This window comes from Pseudoalteromonas sp. SW0106-04, from assembly GCF_001293805.1.
GTDB classification, from domain to species: domain Bacteria; phylum Pseudomonadota; class Gammaproteobacteria; order Enterobacterales; family Alteromonadaceae; genus Pseudoalteromonas; species Pseudoalteromonas ruthenica.
Genome location: NZ_BCAI01000004.1, coordinates 77,324 through 94,896 on the forward strand (window position 1 = coordinate 77,324; position 17,573 = coordinate 94,896).

Consider the following 17,573-nt stretch of genomic DNA (forward strand, 5'->3'; position numbering starts at 1 on the left):
TACTGACTGCGTATTTTTAAACCAATTCAAGCTAAACCGAAGGGCCACTGATGCGCTGTGTGTACACCTTAAATAAATAAAACGTATTAATTAAAACCAGGGAGATGTTAGTCAGTCCATTGGGGGTTACTAATTGTTGCGCATGCACAAAAAATAACAGACCAATCGCTACACTTGCGCCAATGCGCAGTAAGCGTCCATGACTAATAAAAAATGCGCCAATAGCCAGTGCTCCAAGCAAAATCTGAATTCCCAAGTTGACGTCCAAGGTGTATCGCTCCACAACGTGATGGTTAAAAAAGGAGCGCTATTATGCGAACGTGAAGGCCCTTAAGCAAGCGAAAAAATATATCTTTTTCGGATAAGTTTTTCTAACTTGAAAAAAGATGCACTAAGACTGCAAAAAAACCTTCTTGTTTGATGATTTCATAGCGATGACAAGTATCTGCTTGCGTACGATCTCGGCATAAATACATGGCCTTGTTGGCGTCTATGGATTGCAGGTAAAGCTCTGAATCTACGAGTGTTGGGCCACCAAGTAGGGTGGGCACGTAAATGCTACTGGCCACTAACCCCAGCTTTTGATAAGTGATCAACTGAGGTTTTGGCATCAGCATAAATATTGCCAGCAGCGCTAATAACGTAAATAAAATAATTTGGCCTAACTTACCTTTTGGTTTGGTGCGCTGAGGAGCTCCTTGGCGCGACGGCTCATCCTGCTGTGCTTGGCGCTGCGAGGTGTTATCTGCCGAAGAGGGCGACCGCTTAATTCTTTTTGGCGTCGCTGCTTGCTTCAAGAGTGAATGCTTTTTAGTTTTTTTTACCATAACGCTCTACACACAGGTTTACTTGGCCTAAACTATATAGGACTCTATAATATAAACGTTTTTTTAGTATAGCGTGGCTAGGGCTGGAAGTTAACTTAAACCCCAGTGGCTAAGGCGCAAATTAGGGAAGGTCCAATGGATGAGGATATAGCGATTTTAATCGTGGATGATGTGGGTACGGTGCGTAGCTTTTTACATCAAACGTTAATGCATTTAGGCATTGAAAATGTAGATGAGGCGGCAAACGCTGCGCAATGCATGTCTGCGTGCGCGAATAAAGAGTACGATATTATCTTTCTCGACATCGAGTTGCCTGACGGTGATGGCAAAGACATGATTGCAGACATAAATAGTCAGCTCCCCGAGGCTAATGTGGTTATGGTCAGCGCTCACTCAACAATTGATAATGTTAAGGACGCAATTGATAAAGGCGCTAAGGGGTTTGTGGTTAAGCCGTTTTCGCCAAAGAAAATAGCAGCTATGTTGAAAAAGTTTTACCCCAACATGGAATTTGTCTGATTTCTTGAATTATAGGCATAAAAAAACCGGCTAATGCCGGTTTTTTGCGTTATCAAAAAACTAAATTATAGTGCTTTGATTTTCGCTGCAAGACGGCTCTTATGGCGAGCAGCCTTGTTTTTATGGATTAGACCCTTAGTCGCGTAACGGTCTAGGATAGGTGTTGCTTGTGCGAAAGCAGCTTGTGCCGCTTCTTTGTCGCCAGCTTCAATAGCAGCAGATACTTTTTTGAAGTATGTACGCATCATTGAACGACGGCTTGCGTTGTGCTGACGGCGTTTTTCGCTCGTTACAGCGCGTTTCTTTGCAGACTTGATGTTAGCCAAGGTTTGCTCCTAACAATCTTAAATAAAGCTTATATTTAAAGGCCGTGGACTATGCCCTCTTTTTTCCAATTTGTCAATCAAATTAACAAAAGACAAAGCAAACTGCGGGAGTAACGAATCGCCAATGGCTACCGGGAGACACATATATACAGTGCAAAGTTGGGTTAACGCACTATATACCCAAATAAATGATTGGTCTGTTATTGCAGTTTAGGCCTCTGACCTCGGCGGATTATAGCAAAGCTATTAGGCAACCACCAGCGCTGTATTCGCTGCCTATTTGTTGGCATAATGCCGCCATTATCGTTTGCCTCAGTGAGGATATGTGGCTAACAGTTTATTTCGTTCTGGCATGATAGTCAGCGCCATGACCATGATATCGCGCGTATTGGGCTTAGTGCGTGACGCCGTTGTGGCAAACCTTTTAGGAGCTAATGCGGCTGCCGACGTATTCTTATTTGCTAATCGCATTCCCAATTTTTTACGCCGTTTATTCGCAGAAGGGGCCTTTGCCCAAGCTTTTGTGCCAGTGCTCAGTGAAATCAAGGAGCAGCAAGGTGATGATGCCGTGCGCTTATTTGTGGCGCGGGCGGCAGGCACCTTAGGCACTATCTTGTTGGTGGTGACCATTGTTGGCGTGATAGGTTCGCCCATAATCGCCGCACTGTTTGGTGCTGGGTGGTTTGTTGATTGGTACCAAGGCACAGGTGAGGGCGATAAATTTATTTTAGCCTCGGCGCTGTTGAAGTGGACCTTCCCGTATTTATTTTTTATTTCGCTGGTCGCGCTCAGTGGCGCCATATTGAATGTGTATAACCGCTTCGCGGTGGCGGCCTTCACCCCGGTGCTGTTGAACGTTGCCATTATCAGCAGCGCTATATACTTGCATCAGTATGTCAGCATTGGAGCTTACGCTTTAGCTATCGGTGTGTTCATTGGTGGGGCGGTGCAATTAGCCTTTCAGCTACCGTTTCTATACCGCGCCAAAATGCTAGTGAAACCACGATGGGGGTGGCAAGACTCTGGCGTGGTCAAAGTGCGAAAACTGATGATCCCGGCGTTATTCGGTGTATCGGTATCGCAAATCAACCTCTTTCTCGATACCGTGATTGCCTCTTTTTTGGTGACTGGCTCCATCGCCTGGTTGTACTACGCGGACAGGCTCATTGAATTTCCTTTAGGTTTATTCGGCATTGGCATTGCCACGGTGATTTTACCGACCTTATCTAAACTCCATGCCGGTGATAAGGGGTCTGATTTTCAGCACACCTTAGATTGGGGAGTGCGTTTTGTGATCTTCCTAGGGTTGCCTGCCATGCTAGGACTGATGGTAATAAGCCCGTTGATTATTACCGTGTTATTTGACCACGGTGCGTTCGCAAGCGCTGAGGTGGATCATGTTCGCGCAGTGTCCTTGGGGGTGGCCGCCTACGCCGTTGGTTTGGTCAGCTTTATGCTGATTAAGGTACTAGCGCCGGGGTTTTATGCTCGTCAGGATACCCGCACTCCGGTGCGCATCGGCATTATCGCCATGGTTTTGAATATGGTATTTAACTTACTGCTAGCCCCGTTTATTGGGTATTTGGGCCTTGCGCTGGCCACCGCACTCTCTGCGACTTGTAACGCACTATTGTTATATCGACAACTGGCTAAAGAACAGGTTTATCATTTTTCAAAAACTAGTGTCATTTTTACTGGCAAATGTTTATTTGCTACTGCCTGTATGGGGGCGGCGGTGTATGCTTTACAACGCCAGTTTATGTGGCAGCAATGGCCTTTTTATGAGCAGATCGCTTTGTTGGCAGGGCTGATTTTTGTGGCGATGAGTTGTTACTTTGGCGTGCTATTCATTATGGGCGTGCGCCCAAGTATGATAAAAAACGTGGCAACTACTGAATCACATTAAAAAAAAGATTATAATCGAGCACTTTCGTCAGTCGTAGTGCGTAAAACAAGGCCTTTTAGAAATGGAGCTGATACGCGGGATCCACAATATTCGAAGCCAACATCATGGCTGTGTACTCACCATAGGCAATTTTGATGGTGTGCACCTGGGTCATCGAGAGGTGATAAAAGGTTTATTGCGTGATGCTAGCGCGCTGAACTTACCTAGCACCGTGATGTTATTTGAGCCGCAGCCGCAAGAGTTCTTTTTAAAAGAGCGGGCTCCGGCACGCTTGACTCGACTACGTGATAAGCTTGCCTTACTCGCTAAACTGGGCGTGGAGCGGGTGGTCTGCGTGAGCTTTAATGGCCGCTTTGCCAGCCAAAGTGCAGCTGAATTTGTTAGCGAAGTATTGCTTAAAAAGCTTGGCGTTAAAGCACTCACAGTGGGCGACGACTTCCGCTTTGGCAAAGGCCGCAGTGGAGACTTCTCGTTGCTCAAAGCCATGGGTGAAACAGCCGGTATGGCGGTGAAAAGCACCGAGAGCTTCAAAAAGGCCAATGCGCGAGTCAGCAGTACAGCTATCCGAGAAGCGCTCAGAGCCGGTGACTTAGAGCTGGCTAAAGCGATGCTGGGTCACGATTACGCCATTAGCGGACGCGTGATTCACGGTTGGAAAAAAGGCCGAGAGCTTGGTTTTCCAACAGCCAACGTGGCTCTGAAGCGGCAAGTTTGTCCGCTCAGCGGTGTCTTTGCGGTGCAAGCCAAAGTGGGTACGCATACTTATAACGGCGTCGCGAATGTGGGTAATAAGCCCACCTTTAACGGTACCCGAGCCTTGTTGGAAGTACACTTGTTTGACTTTCAGCAAAGCATCTATGGGCAATTTATCGAAGTGCAGCTTAAAGCGAAGCTGCGCGATGAACACAAATTCAATGGTCTTGATGCCTTGGTGGCGCAAATTAATCAAGATATTATCGAGGCCAAACAGTTTTTTACTTTATCGACTACCGCAGATGTCAGCGGCGGTCTGTAGCCGGAACGGAAAGTAGGATTAATGAGCGACTATAAACATACCTTAAATTTACCGGAAACTGAGTTTCCCATGCGCGGCAACCTGGCCAAACGCGAACCAACCATGCTTAAGCAATGGTATGAGCAAGACCTGTACGGCAAAATTCGTGCAGCAAAAAAAGGTAAGCCGTCTTTCATTTTGCATGATGGCCCTCCTTATGCGAACGGTAACATTCACTTAGGTCACTCTGTTAATAAAATCCTTAAAGACATTATTATCAAGTCTAAGACGCTTTCAGATTATGATGCGCCTTATATTCCTGGCTGGGATTGTCACGGGCTACCGATCGAGCTGATGGTAGAAAAGAAAGTCGGTAAGCCAGGCAAAAAAGTGCCGGTGGCGGAATTTCGCCAAAAATGTCGTGAGTATGCGGCGAAACAGGTAGACGGCCAAAAAACTGACTTCAAACGCTTAGGTGTGTTAGGGGATTGGGATAAGCCTTACCTAACAATGAACTATGATTTCGAAGCCAATGCCATTCGCACCCTAGGCCGCATTATCGATAAAGGTCACCTGCATAAAGGGGCGAAACCAGTGCACTGGTGTACCGACTGTGGTTCAGCGTTGGCGGAAGCCGAAGTGGAGTACCAGGATAAACAGTCACCGGCTATTGATGTGAAATTTACCTTCGTCGATCAACAGGCCATTGTTAGCGCCTTTGATTTGGCTGAGGGCCATCAAGGAAATGGTCCAGTAGCCACGGCGATTTGGACGACAACGCCATGGACTCTACCGGCGAACCGCGCCGTTGCCGTACATGAGAATTTGGAATATGCCTTAGTGCAGGTCGAAGATGAAGGTCAGCAGCAGCGTTTTGTGCTGGGTTCAGAGTTGGTCAAAGACTGCATGGACCGTTTCGGCTTTAAGCACTATCACACTTTGGGTTATGTTAAAGGTGAAGTGCTTGATAAACTGAGCGTTGCGCACCCATTCCTTGATATCAATGTACCTGTTATTTTGGCTGATCACGTGACCACCGACTCAGGTACGGGCATTGTTCATACCGCACCAGGCCACGGTCAAGAAGACTATGTTGCAGGCCAAGCCTACGGCTTAGAAGTGGCCAATCCAGTTGGTGCAAACGGCGTTTATTTGCCAGACACCCCTATTTTTGCTGGTCAGCATGTATTTAAAGCCAACCCTAATGTGATTGAGCTGTTGCAAGAGAAAGGCGCGTTGTTGCATCACCATGCCCTTGAGCATAGCTACCCGCATTGCTGGCGCCACAAAACCCCCATTATTTTCCGCGCCACACCGCAGTGGTTTATTTCAATGGACAAAGCCGGCCTGCGCAAAGACTCTATTGCCGAAATTAAAAAGACTCAATGGTTACCAGGATGGGGTGAAAGCCGCATTGAAAATATGGTTGAGGGGCGCCCGGATTGGTGTATTTCGCGTCAACGTACTTGGGGTGTACCTATTGCCTTGTTCGTAGATAAAGACACCGGTGATTTGCACCCTAACAGCGCAGAATTGATTGAACAAGCTGCGCAGCTAGTAGAAAAAGACGGTATCCAGGCGTGGTACGACTTAGAGCCACAGACCTTATTAGGTGATGATGCTGAGCAGTACGTAAAGGTACAAGATACTTTAGATGTGTGGTTTGATTCTGGCGTAACCCATGCCTGCGTGATTGATGCACGTGACGAACTGACGCGCCCTGCCGATCTTTACCTTGAGGGTTCAGATCAACACCGTGGTTGGTTTATGTCATCACTGATGACCAGTGTGGCAATTCATGGTCACGCGCCATATCGCCAAGTAATGACTCACGGCTTCACGGTGGATGAAAAAGGCCGCAAGATGTCAAAGTCTTTGGGCAATGTTATCTCACCGCAAGACGTGATGAATAAAATGGGCGCGGATATTTTGCGTCTATGGGTGGCTTCGAGTGACTTCACCGCAGAGATGACCGTGTCTGATGAGATCTTTAAGCGCTCGGCGGACCGTTATCGTCGTATCCGAAATACCAGCCGCTACTTGTTAGCCAACCTCAATGGTTTTAATCCTGAGACTGACCTTGTTGAGGTGGCAGAGATGGTTGAGCTAGACCGCTGGATTGTCTCTCGCGCTGCCAGTTTACAAGAAGAGCTCATTAAGGCTTATGACGAGTATCAGTTGCTATTAGTAACGCAAAAACTGATGAACTTCTGCACCGGAGAGCTCGGCTCATTCTACCTGGATGTGATTAAAGACCGTCAGTACACGGCAAAGGCTGATTCTCATGCGCGTCGTTCGTGTCAGAGTGCGCTGTACCATATTGCTGAGGCTATGACCCGCTGGATGGCGCCAATTCTGAGCTTTACTGCGCAGGAAATTTGGCAGGCACTGCCCGGTGAGCGCGAAGAATTTGTCTTTACCGGACAGTGGTATAACGGCCTTCAGGCGGTATCAGGTAAGTTCACTGATGAGCAGTGGCAACACGTATTAGAAGTGCGTGATGCCGTGAACCGAGTACTGGAAAATGCTCGTAAAGAAGACATTATCGGTGCCACCTTGCAAGCTGAGGTAACGCTTTATGCCGACGATACGTTAAAAGCAACACTGGATGCCCTGGGTGAAGAGCTGCGCTTTGTGTTGTTAACATCAAAAGTAACGGTGCAAGCGCTCAGTACTAAACCGGCAGAGATTGCGGATTCAGAGCTGTCAGGGCTTGGCGTACAAGTGGTGGCGACCTCGGCGAGCAAATGTGAGCGCTGTTGGCATTACTGCGATGATGTAGGCACCCACGATAAGTATGATGATCTGTGTGGGCGTTGCGTAACTAACGTTGAGGGCGATGGCGAAACACGCCAGTTTGCCTAAGCAGTAAGTAAGGAGCGAAGGTGTTAGCAAAGCGAAGTGGGCTTATATGGCTGACGCTTTCAGCGCTGGTTTTAGTGCTCGATTGGGGCACTAAAACTTGGGTTGTCAGCGCTATGTCGTTACGGGAAAGCATTGATGTTTTGCCGTTCTTTAATATTACCTATGTACATAATTATGGTGCCGCATTTAGTTTTCTCAGTGATGCCGGCGGCTGGCAACGGTGGTTCTTAAGTGCCATTGCAGTGACTATCTCGGTGCTGCTGGTATGGTGGCTAAAACGCTTGCCAGCGACCAATAAGCTGCTCGGCAGTGCTTATGCATTGGTGCTCGCGGGAGCACTTGGTAACCTTTACGACCGACTACACTATGGGTATGTTATCGACTTTATCCATGTCTATTATCAGGACTGGCATTATCCCGCGTTTAACATTGCCGATTGCGCCATTTGTATTGGTGCGGCGCTGTTATTATTCGATGCCTTTAAATCCAGCAGTAAAGAGGAGCAGGCCCATGAGTAACATGGTGATCGGTGCTAATTCCGAGGTTGTTTTTCATTTTTCTATCAAGCTCAGCGATGGCTCTGCAGCGGATTCTACTAAAGTGCACGATAAGCCGGCTAAGCTGACCATGGGCGATGGCAGCTTAACGGAAAACTTTGAAAAATGTTTGCTAGGGCTGTCGGCTGGTGATGAGAAAAGCTTTGAACTTGAGCCAGAGGATGCCTTTGGCCAGCCCAACCCTGACAATATTTATCATGTTGATAGAAGCAAATTCGGCAGTGATGCACCGGCTCAAGTCGGTGCCATTATTGCGTTTACTCAGCCTGATGGTACTGAACTTCCTGGTGTTGTTCGCGAAGTGGTTGGCGAGTCGGTCACTATTGACTTTAACCACCCGTTAGCTGGGCAAAAGTTAACCTTTGAAGTGGAAATTTTGGAGGTCACAAACCCATGAAAATAGTGCTTGCTAACCCGCGTGGGTTTTGTGCTGGTGTCGACCGGGCTATCAGTATTGTTGAGCGGGCTTTGGATATTTTTGAGGCGCCGATTTATGTGCGTCATGAAGTCGTGCATAATAAATATGTGGTTAATGGTTTAAAAAACCGAGGTGCCGTGTTTGTTGAAGAGCTGCATCAAGTGCCCGACGACAGCATCGTCATTTTCAGTGCTCACGGCGTCTCTCAAGCCGTGCGTCAAGAGGCCAAACGTCGCGAGTTAAAAGTATTCGATGCCACCTGTCCGTTAGTCACGAAAGTGCATATGGAAGTGACGCGAGCATCACGCAAAGCGATCGAGTGTATTCTCATTGGTCACCATGGCCACCCTGAGGTAGAGGGCACCATGGGGCAATACGATAATCCCCAAGGCGGGATTTATCTGGTCGAAACTCCAGAGGACGTCGCTAAGCTTGAAGTGAAAAACCCAAGCAACTTGTTCTATTGTAGTCAAACCACGTTATCGGTAGACGATACTGCTGATGTGATTGATGCGCTGCGGGCTAAATTCCCAGATATAGACGGTCCGCGCAAAGACGATATTTGTTATGCCACGCAAAACCGTCAGGATGCAGTGCGTGATCTGGCGGATAAAGTGGATGTGCTGTTAGTGGTGGGTGCGAAAAACAGTTCAAACTCTAATCGGTTGCGAGAGCTTGCCAGTAAGATGGGCACCAAAGCCTATCTTATCGATGATGCTAGCAGCATTGATGCCAGCTGGCTTGAGGGCATTGATTCTGTGGGCGTGACAGCAGGCGCATCAGCACCTGAGGTGTTAGTACAAGAAGTGATTACTCACCTGCAGTGTGCAGGTGGTGAGCAAGTCACGGAAAACCCCGGGCGTGAAGAAGACATCGTGTTTGCTGTGCCGGCCGAGCTACGATAGCAAGTATCGAGGTAAGCGTGGAACCAGCATCGCAACCGCACAGCAATCGCTACAGCCTGCTGACCACGCTTTGTCAGACCCGAGGGGTATTAAGTGCCTTGGTCGTAGGGGAGGCATTGGCGCTGATCATCAGCTTTAGTGTTAGTGCGTTGGAAAACTTCTGGGTCGTGTTAGGTCAGGTCAGCCTGCTGGTGCAGTTCATTGTTTCTCTTAGTTTTGCTTTGCTGTATGCGTTGAACGGCATTAGAGCGCAATTAAGTGACAATATCCAAGCTGGTGCAGTGATCGGCATTTTGGTGCTTGTCACTTTCATGACCACTTTATATATCAGTTATTTGGCGCTGTTTGCCGAACAAGCACCAGTATGGTTCGTAATTAAAAGCTGCGCCATTAGTGCGTTAGTTGCTGCGCTGTTCGTGCAGTTTATGGCCATTTATAATGAACACGCTAAGGCGCACTCAGCCTACGCCAGTGCTCAATTGGACGCGTTACAAGCGCGTATCCGCCCGCATTTTTTATTCAATACCTTGAACACCATCGCTGAATTAGCGCATCAAGATGCCCATGCTGCAGAGGACTCGGCATTAGCACTGGCATCGTTATCTCGCGCTGCTATGAACGTAGGAAAGCAAAGTACCCTTAATGACGAGCTTCAGCTGGCTCAGCGCTATATCGCTCTTGAACAATGGCGCTTCGGCACACGCCTAGCTGTGCAGTGGTCGATTCCTGATACGGTGCAAAGCATTGCTATGCCGTGCTTGACCTTACAGCCGTTACTAGAAAACGCAGTGCTGCACGGAGTGGAGGCAAGCGCGACCGGCTCGCTGATAGAAGTCGAAGTGTACCTCAGTGAGCAAAGCGCAACGGTAATAGTCAGCAATAGTGTGTCAGCTAACAGCGAGTCAAAACGCAGTCACAATGGCATTGCCTTAGCCAACATCCGCAAACGGCTGGCGATTTTATATCATGGTAGAGCACGATTAAGTCAGCATCGCTTTGACAATCGGTACCGAGTAAAGCTTGTGATCCCAAGAATGGAGTCTTTTAATGAAAGTATTAATCGTTGATGATGAGCCGCTCGCCCAAGCCCGCGTCGCTCGCCTACTAGGTACCTACGGGCACATCCATATTGCCGGTTATGCTAGTAGTGGCGCCGAGGCGCTTGAATTGGCTGCGAAAACACAGCCAGATGTTGTCTTTATTGATGTTGAAATGCCGCAAATGAATGGTTTAGAGGCCGCGCAGCAACTCTCAGAACAGTCATTACCCCCGGCTATTGTGTTTATTACTGCCCACCCGAACCATGCTCTGGATGCCTTTAAAGTGATGCCTACAGCTTATTTGCTCAAACCACTGGAAGCGGCAGAGCTGGATAAGGTCATCAATAAGCTCGGTCAGCAAAATCGTGCGCAAGTGAACCATAAGCAGCGTCAGCAATTGAGCTATAAACTGGGGAACCAGCTAAAAACACTTAGCCTTGATGAAGTGCTTTATGTCGCTCGAGATGGTAAATATACTCAGGCAGTGTGCGAAAGCACACAAGTGTTATTAGATACAAGCTTAAAAGAGCTAGAGCAGCAATTTCCCACTACATTACTCAGAGTGCACCGAAATACCTTAGTGAACCGCAATAAAGTCACATCGCTCACACAAAGCCAGCGCCAATACCAAATTTTTCTACAAGGGTGTGAGCAACCACTGCCGGTGAGCCGTCGTGAAGTGAGCAAAGTCAAAGACTTACTCTATGGTGATAGTTCCCAATAAATGACCGTTTATACCTAATATAGTACCGTTTATTCCTTCTTGGCTTGTTCCTAATTTCAATATCATTATCCTGCCGTTAACAAAAATTAAAACATCAGGTACATTTCATGTCAGGAAGACACTCGCGACAAGCGCATCAATCTGGCTTTACCCTGCTCGAAGCACTGATTGCATTCATTATTCTCACCATCGGCTTATTAGGCACGGTTGCGCTTCAAGCCAAAGCTAAACAAGCCTCATTCGACTCTATGCAGCGCTCTGCGGCACTGGCTTTAGGCGCCGATATCATGCAACGAATTCGTGTAAATGATACGCAGACGATCGCTGCTCTGTACGCGATGACGTTTAATAGCGCCGACCCCATACAAACAATTGATTGTAACAACCAAGTTTGCGGGCCTGCTGAACTCGCTAACTATGATAGAAATCAATGGCTTGCTGCTATTAAGGCGAGAGATAACAGTGGTTCACTAGATGATGCCACCGTCTGTATCAATACCACTGAAACCGATGGGGTTGTGACCGATCGTGTTGAAGTGGAAATCATTATTGCTTGGCGGGGTAGACAAGAACTCAATGGTGGTGACAACAGCGTTGCCTGTGGAAACTATGGAAATAACCGCCGCTTGGTGAGGTTGACCAGTACAATTCACATGAGAGCGTAACGATGAATAATAGATTTAAGAGACAGCAAGGTTTAACGCTTGTAGAAGTCATGGTGTCGTTGATCGTCGGTGCGGTGATCCTCGCCGGAGTAATGTTTACCTACATTGGTATGAAAGGCACCACAAGAGATACTCTGACTATTGGTGAGCTGCAAGAAACCGGTCGTTTAGCTTTAGACATCATGACCGCCGACATCGCGCAAGCAGGTTTTTGGGGGACATTTTACGAATCTAGTTTCACTGCAGCAAACACGACCGCTCCTGCTGCCCCAGCGAATGACTGTCAAAGTGGCCTGAATAATGGCTCTTTCCCTGATGGCAGCACTGTCGAATTTCGATATATTTTCGCGATTACTTCTGCTGGAGGGCCGCAGCTAAACTGTATCGATGACACTATAGCTAATTCTGATATTTTACAAGTCAAGCGCTTGGATGGGCAAAATGTCGCTCCTGGCGCGACTGATGCACAACGCTTTTATTTTTTAGCGGCTCAAAATAGGGCCGAATTTTCTGATAGCCCTGCCGCTGTTCTACCTCGTCCTGATGCAACATTGTGGCCTTACAGCCACCATGTCTACTATGTGCAGGAACAGACCTTTCAAGTTCAGGGGCAAACCCGTGTTATTCCCACTTTGATGCGCAATCGACTAACTACCGGCGCAGGCGGAGCAGCACCTATTCAGTCAGACGTAATTATGGAAGGAGTCGAGAACATTCACTTGTTGTTCGGTTTGGACACCAACGGAGACTCCCGTGTTGATCAATACAGTACCAGTAACACCATGACAGTTGAGCAGTGGCAGCAACAAACTGCCAAGGTATTAACTGTACAAATTAGTATTTTGGTTCGTTCATTAACGCCAGATCCGGGGTTGAATTTACGAAACCAAACCTACCAACTAGGGGGCACCAATGGGCGTGAATTAACCTTTAACGATGAATTCCGTCGTGCTGTATTCACCTCAACTGTGCAATTACGCAATGTAGGAGAAAATTTGTGGGCAATTTAAAAACTCAGCGAGGGGTCGTGCTCGTGGCCGCCTTGATTATGTTGGTTGCTGTGACGGGGATAGCGGTGACATTAATGAGTAGTTCAAGCATTGATGTCAAAGCCACCAATGCAGCCTTGATTCGTGAAGAAGCAGATCACGAAGTTCTTGGCGAGCAAGAAACGGTGATCGCCGATGAAGTAAATCAAGAGAGTAACAGTGAATTTTTAAATTCTCGGGCTCAAATGCCAGCGTTTGGAAACACTATTACTTTAGCTACAAATGGTGACGCAACCACATTGATGCGTGATCTCAATCCTGGCCCGATGATGTTAAATTGCCCGCGTAAGTTCAACTTTACAGAGGGCATCGTATGTAATTTGGTGGAAGTGCAGACCGCCTATGACTATGGCGCTAAAACACGGCACCAACTTAATCTTCTCAGTGGTATCGCCCAAGAGATGTTAGAAACCAATAAAGCCCGTTGATATTCAAGGATGTAACCTGTGAAATTATTTAAATACAGCGCCATCGCGGCAGCGGTGAGCGTGAGCTCGTTTACAACTTATGCAGATGACACCGATCTTTATCTGAATCGCGGTGCAAACTCTGAAGAAAAACCGAAGGTGATGATTGTTTTCGATACTTCAGGGAGCATGGGTTGGAAGTTAGATCCCAATTGTTGGCGTAACTGTGACAAGAAAATGCCCGTCGCAAAACAAGCGATGAAGTCGGTAATAGACGCGAACGAGGACGTTGAATTTGGCTTAGCTCGGTTGCACTCGGGGCAAGGTGGTTACATAGTGAAAGGGATTGGTAGCGACCATAGTCAAATAAAGAAAAAAATCGATAACTTTGATGCAGACGGCTCTACACCTATCTCTGAAACGCTTTATGAAGTATACCGCTATATTCAGGGGGGAAACTTAGACCAAGCCAAAAATGTCAATGGCAGGGATAAAAGTATTGATGATGGGAGCAAGTATACTTCTCCTTTTGCCAGTGACAAAACTAAGCGATGTGATAACTCTGTCAACCTAATTCTTATGACCGATGGTGACCCTACCAGTGACCAAGACAGGGATGAGAATATAATCTCTGAATATACGGCTAAGTTTAGTACAGCACCAACTTCCTTACCTGGAGATCCAACTCAACAAACCACCCATGCCAGCTACCTTCATTCTTTAGCTCGGCTTATGCACGGTATCCCCGCAACCGCCAGCAATAGCGGCGTTGCTGTTGATGTTTATAAACCAAATGATGATATCAAACACTTTGCGCGTGTTTATACTGTTGGTTTTGGTGATGGGCTGTCAAAAGAAGGCCTTGCAGTTCTTGAGCAAACTGCCGCTTATGGAGGTGGTCAATATAAAAAAGCAGACAGTGCTAGTGAACTCTCTACTGCATTAACACAAACCATCAATAGTATCCGTCAGGTGAGCGATACTTTTGCGTCACCAGCATTTGCCAGTAATAACTTTGATAAAACCCAAAGCCGTGACTCGCTTTATTATGCCATGTTTTACCCTAGTGAGACGGCACAGTGGTCAGGCAATTTGAAGAAGTTGAAGGTCAGCGGTGATAAAGTAGTGGCCACCGGGGGCGTGGAGGCGCTAAATGATAGTGGTGCGATAAAAAAAGGTGTAACCACATTTTGGGCACAGCCTAATACTCCACCTGATGGTGCTAGCATCATTAATGGCGGTGTTAACAGTACTTTGGCTTCCGCCACCACAAGTCGGAACGTGTTTACTTATCTAAAGGGTGATAAAAAAGACTTCACCTACTCTAATGTTGTAGATGCGTTATCTGAAGAAGATTTACATAAGTATTTCAGCAGTGATAGCGCCAAAGCTAGAGCGATGATCAATTGGTCAATAGGTAAAGATGCTCAGGATGAGGATGCGGATGGCAATATCAATGAAATGCGTCAAGCGATTATGGGCGATCCTTTACACTCAAAGCCTTTGGCTATCGACTATGGTAACGATATTCGTATTTTGCTTGGTACTAATGCCGGCTATGTTCACATGTTCAAGGATAATGAAGCAACAGACAGTGCAAATAACACGGTAGAAGAGAGCTGGGCATTTATACCACAGGAGTTGTTCTCAGTGGTTAAACCTTTGTATAACGACAGTGCCGAAAAAGTCTATGGAATGGATGGCCCTATTTCTTTGTTCTTCGATGATAAAGGGCAACCTAACGTAGTCGATGCTGGTGATAGAGTATGGGCATACTTTGCTATGCGAAGAGGGGGGTCTAGCTACTATGCAATGGATATTACGGACCCTGACAACCCGACCTTATTATGGCAAATATCTGATCAAACCCCCGGCTTTGCAGAACTTGGTCAATCTTGGTCTCGTGCAGAGGTGATATACGCCAATATTGATGGTTATAAAGATAAACCACTGCTCGTATTTGGTGCAGGCTACGATACTAACAAAGATAATGTCGCCAGTGGTGCAGATAGCAAGGGTAGAGGTATCTATATTGTTGATGCCGAAACGGGTAAAAAGGTTTGGTCACTCACGCCGCAAAACGGCTTTGCAGGTAATCATAGTATTGTGGCGAATATCGCGTACCTTGACTCCGACTATGATGGCTATGTTGATCGCTTATATGCAGCCGATTTAGGCGGGGATGTCTGGCGTGTGGATATGCCAAGTAGCAATCCTACAGACAATGCTAATCCATGGACTCACCATAAGCTCGCCGCATTAGGTGGCAGTGGCAGCAATCGACGGTTTTTCTATCGCCCAGTCGTGGCAAGAACTTACTTCAGTAAAGTCACTGAGACAACCACTGAGATAAATGGTCAAACCAAAACGACGCTCACGCGAAATACCACCCCCTATGAAGCAATACTTATTGGCAGTGGGAACCGTGCATCGCCATTGGATACCACCATTAATGACCGATTGTTTATGGTGCGTGATGAGAACACCTTGACCCAGTCTTTCAACGATGGATTACCACAAGCCATTAATTTAGGTGATTTACTGGATATTACCGGCGACCCTTTTGCCAATGCTCTTGATGATGAAACGCAATTTAGGAATTTAGAGCGCAATATTGGTGAAAACTTTAATGGCTGGCAATACCGGATCAGTTCGGGCGAAAAGGCGTTGGCTTCGCCCACAGTAGTCGGAGGGGTTGCTTATTTCCCAACCTTCAAGCCAGCTTCTAACGACTCTACAACCAATCAATGCAGTTTAGTACCAGGTCAAGGAGGGGTTTATGCCTTGCATTTGCACTATGGTACCAAAGTTTACAACTGGCGCTACAAAGAAGTCGGTGAATTGGTTCCTGATACACCTACTGTGGTTTGGCAAAAGGATGGAAATAATAAAAGCTCAGGAAAAATAGTACTGCCAAATGGCGTACTCGACCCTAAAGAGCTGGTAGAGCAGGAAGTACCTAGAGACATGGATGGTGATGGCAAAATAGACCTAGTTAAAACTGGGTTGGGAATTAGTCTAAAAACACAGCAAACGTATATTTACAGACGAGAGGACAACCGTGATGAATTCTAATCACACTCAAGAGCATGGATTTACATTAATAGAAGTGATGATTGTAGTCGCTATTGTTGGTATTTTGGCCGCAATTGCTTACCCATCGTATGCCCAGTATGTGCAGAAATCAGCTCGGGCTGAGGCTCGGGCTGCACTTCTCGATGTTGCTAATCGTCAAGAGCAGTTTTTTGTAGATAACAGACAGTATACAGCAACGTTAAATGACCTGGGACTAGCTTCAAGCGACACCGAATCAGGTCTATATGAACTAACCGTGGCAGTAAACCCAAATGCGTTTACAGTAACGGCTACGGCAAAGAAAGGGCCTGCCAAGAAAGATGTATGTCAGAGCCTTAGCATTGATGAAGCGGGAGAGAAAAGCGCAACTGGTGCTAGCAAAGAAGAATGTTGGGGGCTGTAGAAAAGGTAACAAAAAAGCCTCATTCTGAGGCTTTTTTACATTTTGTGCTAACTACACTCAGTGGTTGTTTGCCCTTGATAGAGTGCTGTTCCAGACTGGCTTAAGCGCATATCTCTGTTAGACTCTGAGGTGACACCGTGTGGACAGTATGTAAACGTACCTGCCTGAGTGTTACCTACACGGCCAGTTGCATTATAGACAATGGGGCTTGACCCTGTGTAGCTCAGCAAGTCTTCGCTTATTACTCCTTTCATTACCCTCAACAGCGGCTCATCAGCATCGCGCTGGTTATTATTGTTATTATCGACAAACACAGCAATATCATCATTTGTCCAATCGGTAGAGCACTGACTACCGGAAAGAGGGCAAACTATTACTCTTGACTCAGTTGTTGTCGCTTTGGCGCGAGCAAAAGAAAGGTTTCTTTTTAACTCTTGCAACTGATTTTCTGCTCTATCCTTAGCTAATAACTCTGTCGAGTCGGTAAATGCAATCGCAGCAACTATACCGACAACCCCCATGGTGACCAGCAATTCCAACAAAGTGACACCAGACTGAAATTTACGTAGCTCCATTGTTGTAAAATCCGTGTTTTTTATTTGGAAACAATCATATCATTTTGATTATACATGTCATTAACTTTGTTCCAATGCAAAAATCTCTGTGCCATAGAGTTTGGAATAAGTGGATAGTGTGATCATAATCTACTGATCTAGCTCTCAAACTTTATTGGGTTGCTTACGTATTCTGTGAGCAGATAGTTGCGCTAAATGGGTTAATGATAATAACTTAGTAAAATAGGCTGGTTACTGTTCCTCTACTGGGTTATTTAACAGTTTAGTGTGCCGCTCATGACTGATTTCGCACCGTTAGCATCTCTTTAAGTTGTGGCT

Annotated in this window: 18 protein-coding genes; 14 read left to right on the forward strand and 4 right to left on the reverse strand. The window is 46.7% G+C overall.

All coding sequences use genetic code 11. The annotated features are described in order from the left end of the window. Positions 1–31 precede the first annotated feature (31 nt). Positions 32–256 carry a hypothetical protein gene (locus W04_RS06700; protein WP_231658063.1) on the reverse strand — a complete coding sequence of 75 codons (225 nt, stop codon included), beginning with the start codon at positions 254–256 and terminating at the stop codon, positions 32–34. Positions 257–371: 115 nt separating this feature from the next. Further along, entirely contained in the window at positions 372–797 is a 426-nt protein-coding gene (locus W04_RS06705; RefSeq protein WP_157576332.1) for a hypothetical protein, read from the reverse strand. 165 nt (positions 798–962) lie between these two features. Here W04_RS06705 and W04_RS06710 point away from each other — a divergent pair, with 165 nt between their 5' ends. Further along, positions 963–1,346, forward strand: coding sequence for a response regulator (locus W04_RS06710; RefSeq protein ID WP_022945274.1), 384 nt, complete (start codon positions 963–965; stop codon positions 1,344–1,346). Positions 1,347–1,411: 65 nt separating this feature from the next. On the opposite strand, the gene rpsT is transcribed toward W04_RS06710, so the two are convergent. Beyond that, complete coding sequence (gene rpsT / locus W04_RS06715; RefSeq protein ID WP_022945273.1) at positions 1,412–1,672, reverse strand: 30S ribosomal protein S20; 261 nt, start codon at positions 1,670–1,672, stop codon at positions 1,412–1,414. A 325-nt stretch (positions 1,673–1,997) separates the two neighbouring features. Here rpsT and murJ point away from each other — a divergent pair, with 325 nt between their 5' ends. The 13 genes from murJ to W04_RS06780 all read left to right on the forward strand — a co-directional run bounded on the left by murJ (position 1,998) and on the right by W04_RS06780 (position 16,680). Continuing rightward, a complete protein-coding gene (gene murJ / locus W04_RS06720) occupies positions 1,998–3,578 on the forward strand; it encodes a murein biosynthesis integral membrane protein MurJ (protein WP_082342163.1) in 1,581 nt (526 codons plus the stop codon). A gap of 61 nt (positions 3,579–3,639) precedes the next feature. Then, positions 3,640–4,593, forward strand: a complete 954-nt coding sequence (gene ribF / locus W04_RS06725) for a bifunctional riboflavin kinase/FAD synthetase (RefSeq protein ID WP_045978216.1) — start codon at positions 3,640–3,642, stop codon at positions 4,591–4,593. Between the two features lie 21 nt (positions 4,594–4,614). Further along, positions 4,615–7,437 carry an isoleucine--tRNA ligase gene (gene ileS, locus W04_RS06730; RefSeq protein WP_053910277.1) on the forward strand — a complete coding sequence of 941 codons (2,823 nt, stop codon included), beginning with the start codon at positions 4,615–4,617 and terminating at the stop codon, positions 7,435–7,437. A 20-nt stretch (positions 7,438–7,457) separates the two neighbouring features. Beyond that, entirely contained in the window at positions 7,458–7,955 is a 498-nt protein-coding gene (gene lspA, locus W04_RS06735) for a signal peptidase II (protein WP_022945269.1), read from the forward strand. Further along, entirely contained in the window at positions 7,948–8,391 is a 444-nt protein-coding gene (fkpB, locus tag W04_RS06740; protein ID WP_045978213.1) for an FKBP-type peptidyl-prolyl cis-trans isomerase, read from the forward strand. The genes lspA and fkpB overlap by 8 nt, the downstream gene beginning before the upstream one ends. Then, entirely contained in the window at positions 8,388–9,317 is a 930-nt protein-coding gene (gene ispH, locus W04_RS06745) for a 4-hydroxy-3-methylbut-2-enyl diphosphate reductase (RefSeq protein WP_053910278.1), read from the forward strand. Before fkpB ends, ispH begins: the two co-directional genes overlap by 4 nt. Before the next feature lie 17 nt (positions 9,318–9,334). Continuing rightward, positions 9,335–10,384: a sensor histidine kinase gene (locus W04_RS06750; RefSeq protein WP_053910279.1), complete on the forward strand. Its 1,050-nt coding sequence runs from the start codon at positions 9,335–9,337 to the stop codon at positions 10,382–10,384. Then, complete coding sequence (locus W04_RS06755) at positions 10,365–11,081, forward strand: LytTR family DNA-binding domain-containing protein (RefSeq protein ID WP_053910280.1); 717 nt, start codon at positions 10,365–10,367, stop codon at positions 11,079–11,081. The genes W04_RS06750 and W04_RS06755 overlap by 20 nt, the downstream gene beginning before the upstream one ends. 107 nt (positions 11,082–11,188) lie before the next feature. Next, positions 11,189–11,746: a type IV pilus modification protein PilV gene (gene pilV, locus W04_RS06760; RefSeq protein ID WP_053910281.1), complete on the forward strand. Its 558-nt coding sequence runs from the start codon at positions 11,189–11,191 to the stop codon at positions 11,744–11,746. A 2-nt stretch (positions 11,747–11,748) separates the two neighbouring features. Beyond that, positions 11,749–12,756: a PilW family protein gene (locus W04_RS06765; RefSeq protein ID WP_053910282.1), complete on the forward strand. Its 1,008-nt coding sequence runs from the start codon at positions 11,749–11,751 to the stop codon at positions 12,754–12,756. Next, positions 12,744–13,223, forward strand: a complete 480-nt coding sequence (locus W04_RS06770; RefSeq protein WP_053910283.1) for a hypothetical protein — start codon at positions 12,744–12,746, stop codon at positions 13,221–13,223. The genes W04_RS06765 and W04_RS06770 overlap by 13 nt, the downstream gene beginning before the upstream one ends. An 18-nt stretch (positions 13,224–13,241) precedes the next feature. Further along, positions 13,242–16,277, forward strand: coding sequence for a PilC/PilY family type IV pilus protein (locus W04_RS06775; RefSeq protein WP_053910284.1), 3,036 nt, complete (start codon positions 13,242–13,244; stop codon positions 16,275–16,277). After that, complete coding sequence (locus W04_RS06780; protein ID WP_053910285.1) at positions 16,267–16,680, forward strand: type IV pilin protein; 414 nt, start codon at positions 16,267–16,269, stop codon at positions 16,678–16,680. The genes W04_RS06775 and W04_RS06780 overlap by 11 nt, the downstream gene beginning before the upstream one ends. Before the next feature lie 47 nt (positions 16,681–16,727). On the opposite strand, the gene W04_RS06785 is transcribed toward W04_RS06780, so the two are convergent. After that, on the reverse strand, positions 16,728–17,255 hold the full coding sequence (locus tag W04_RS06785) for a GspH/FimT family pseudopilin (RefSeq protein ID WP_053910286.1): 528 nt from the start codon (positions 17,253–17,255) through the stop codon (positions 16,728–16,730). Between the last annotated feature and the right edge of the window lie 318 nt (positions 17,256–17,573).

Bases quoted from the DNA above. Each gene is read 5' to 3' on its own strand.
- W04_RS06780 (WP_053910285.1), top strand. From the start codon at position 16,267: ATGAATTCTAATCACACTCAAGAGCATGGATTTACATTAATAGAAGTG.
- ribF (WP_045978216.1), top strand. From the start codon at position 3,640: ATGGAGCTGATACGCGGGATCCACAATATTCGAAGCCAACATCATGGC.
- W04_RS06710 (WP_022945274.1), top strand. From the start codon at position 963: ATGGATGAGGATATAGCGATTTTAATCGTGGATGATGTGGGTACGGTG.
- ileS (WP_053910277.1), top strand. From the start codon at position 4,615: ATGAGCGACTATAAACATACCTTAAATTTACCGGAAACTGAGTTTCCC.
- W04_RS06765 (WP_053910282.1), top strand. From the start codon at position 11,749: ATGAATAATAGATTTAAGAGACAGCAAGGTTTAACGCTTGTAGAAGTC.
- W04_RS06755 (WP_053910280.1), top strand. From the start codon at position 10,365: ATGAAAGTATTAATCGTTGATGATGAGCCGCTCGCCCAAGCCCGCGTC.
- pilV (WP_053910281.1), top strand. From the start codon at position 11,189: ATGTCAGGAAGACACTCGCGACAAGCGCATCAATCTGGCTTTACCCTG.
- fkpB (WP_045978213.1), top strand. From the start codon at position 7,948: ATGAGTAACATGGTGATCGGTGCTAATTCCGAGGTTGTTTTTCATTTT.
- ispH (WP_053910278.1), top strand. From the start codon at position 8,388: ATGAAAATAGTGCTTGCTAACCCGCGTGGGTTTTGTGCTGGTGTCGAC.
- W04_RS06785 (WP_053910286.1), bottom strand. From the start codon at position 17,255: ATGGAGCTACGTAAATTTCAGTCTGGTGTCACTTTGTTGGAATTGCTG.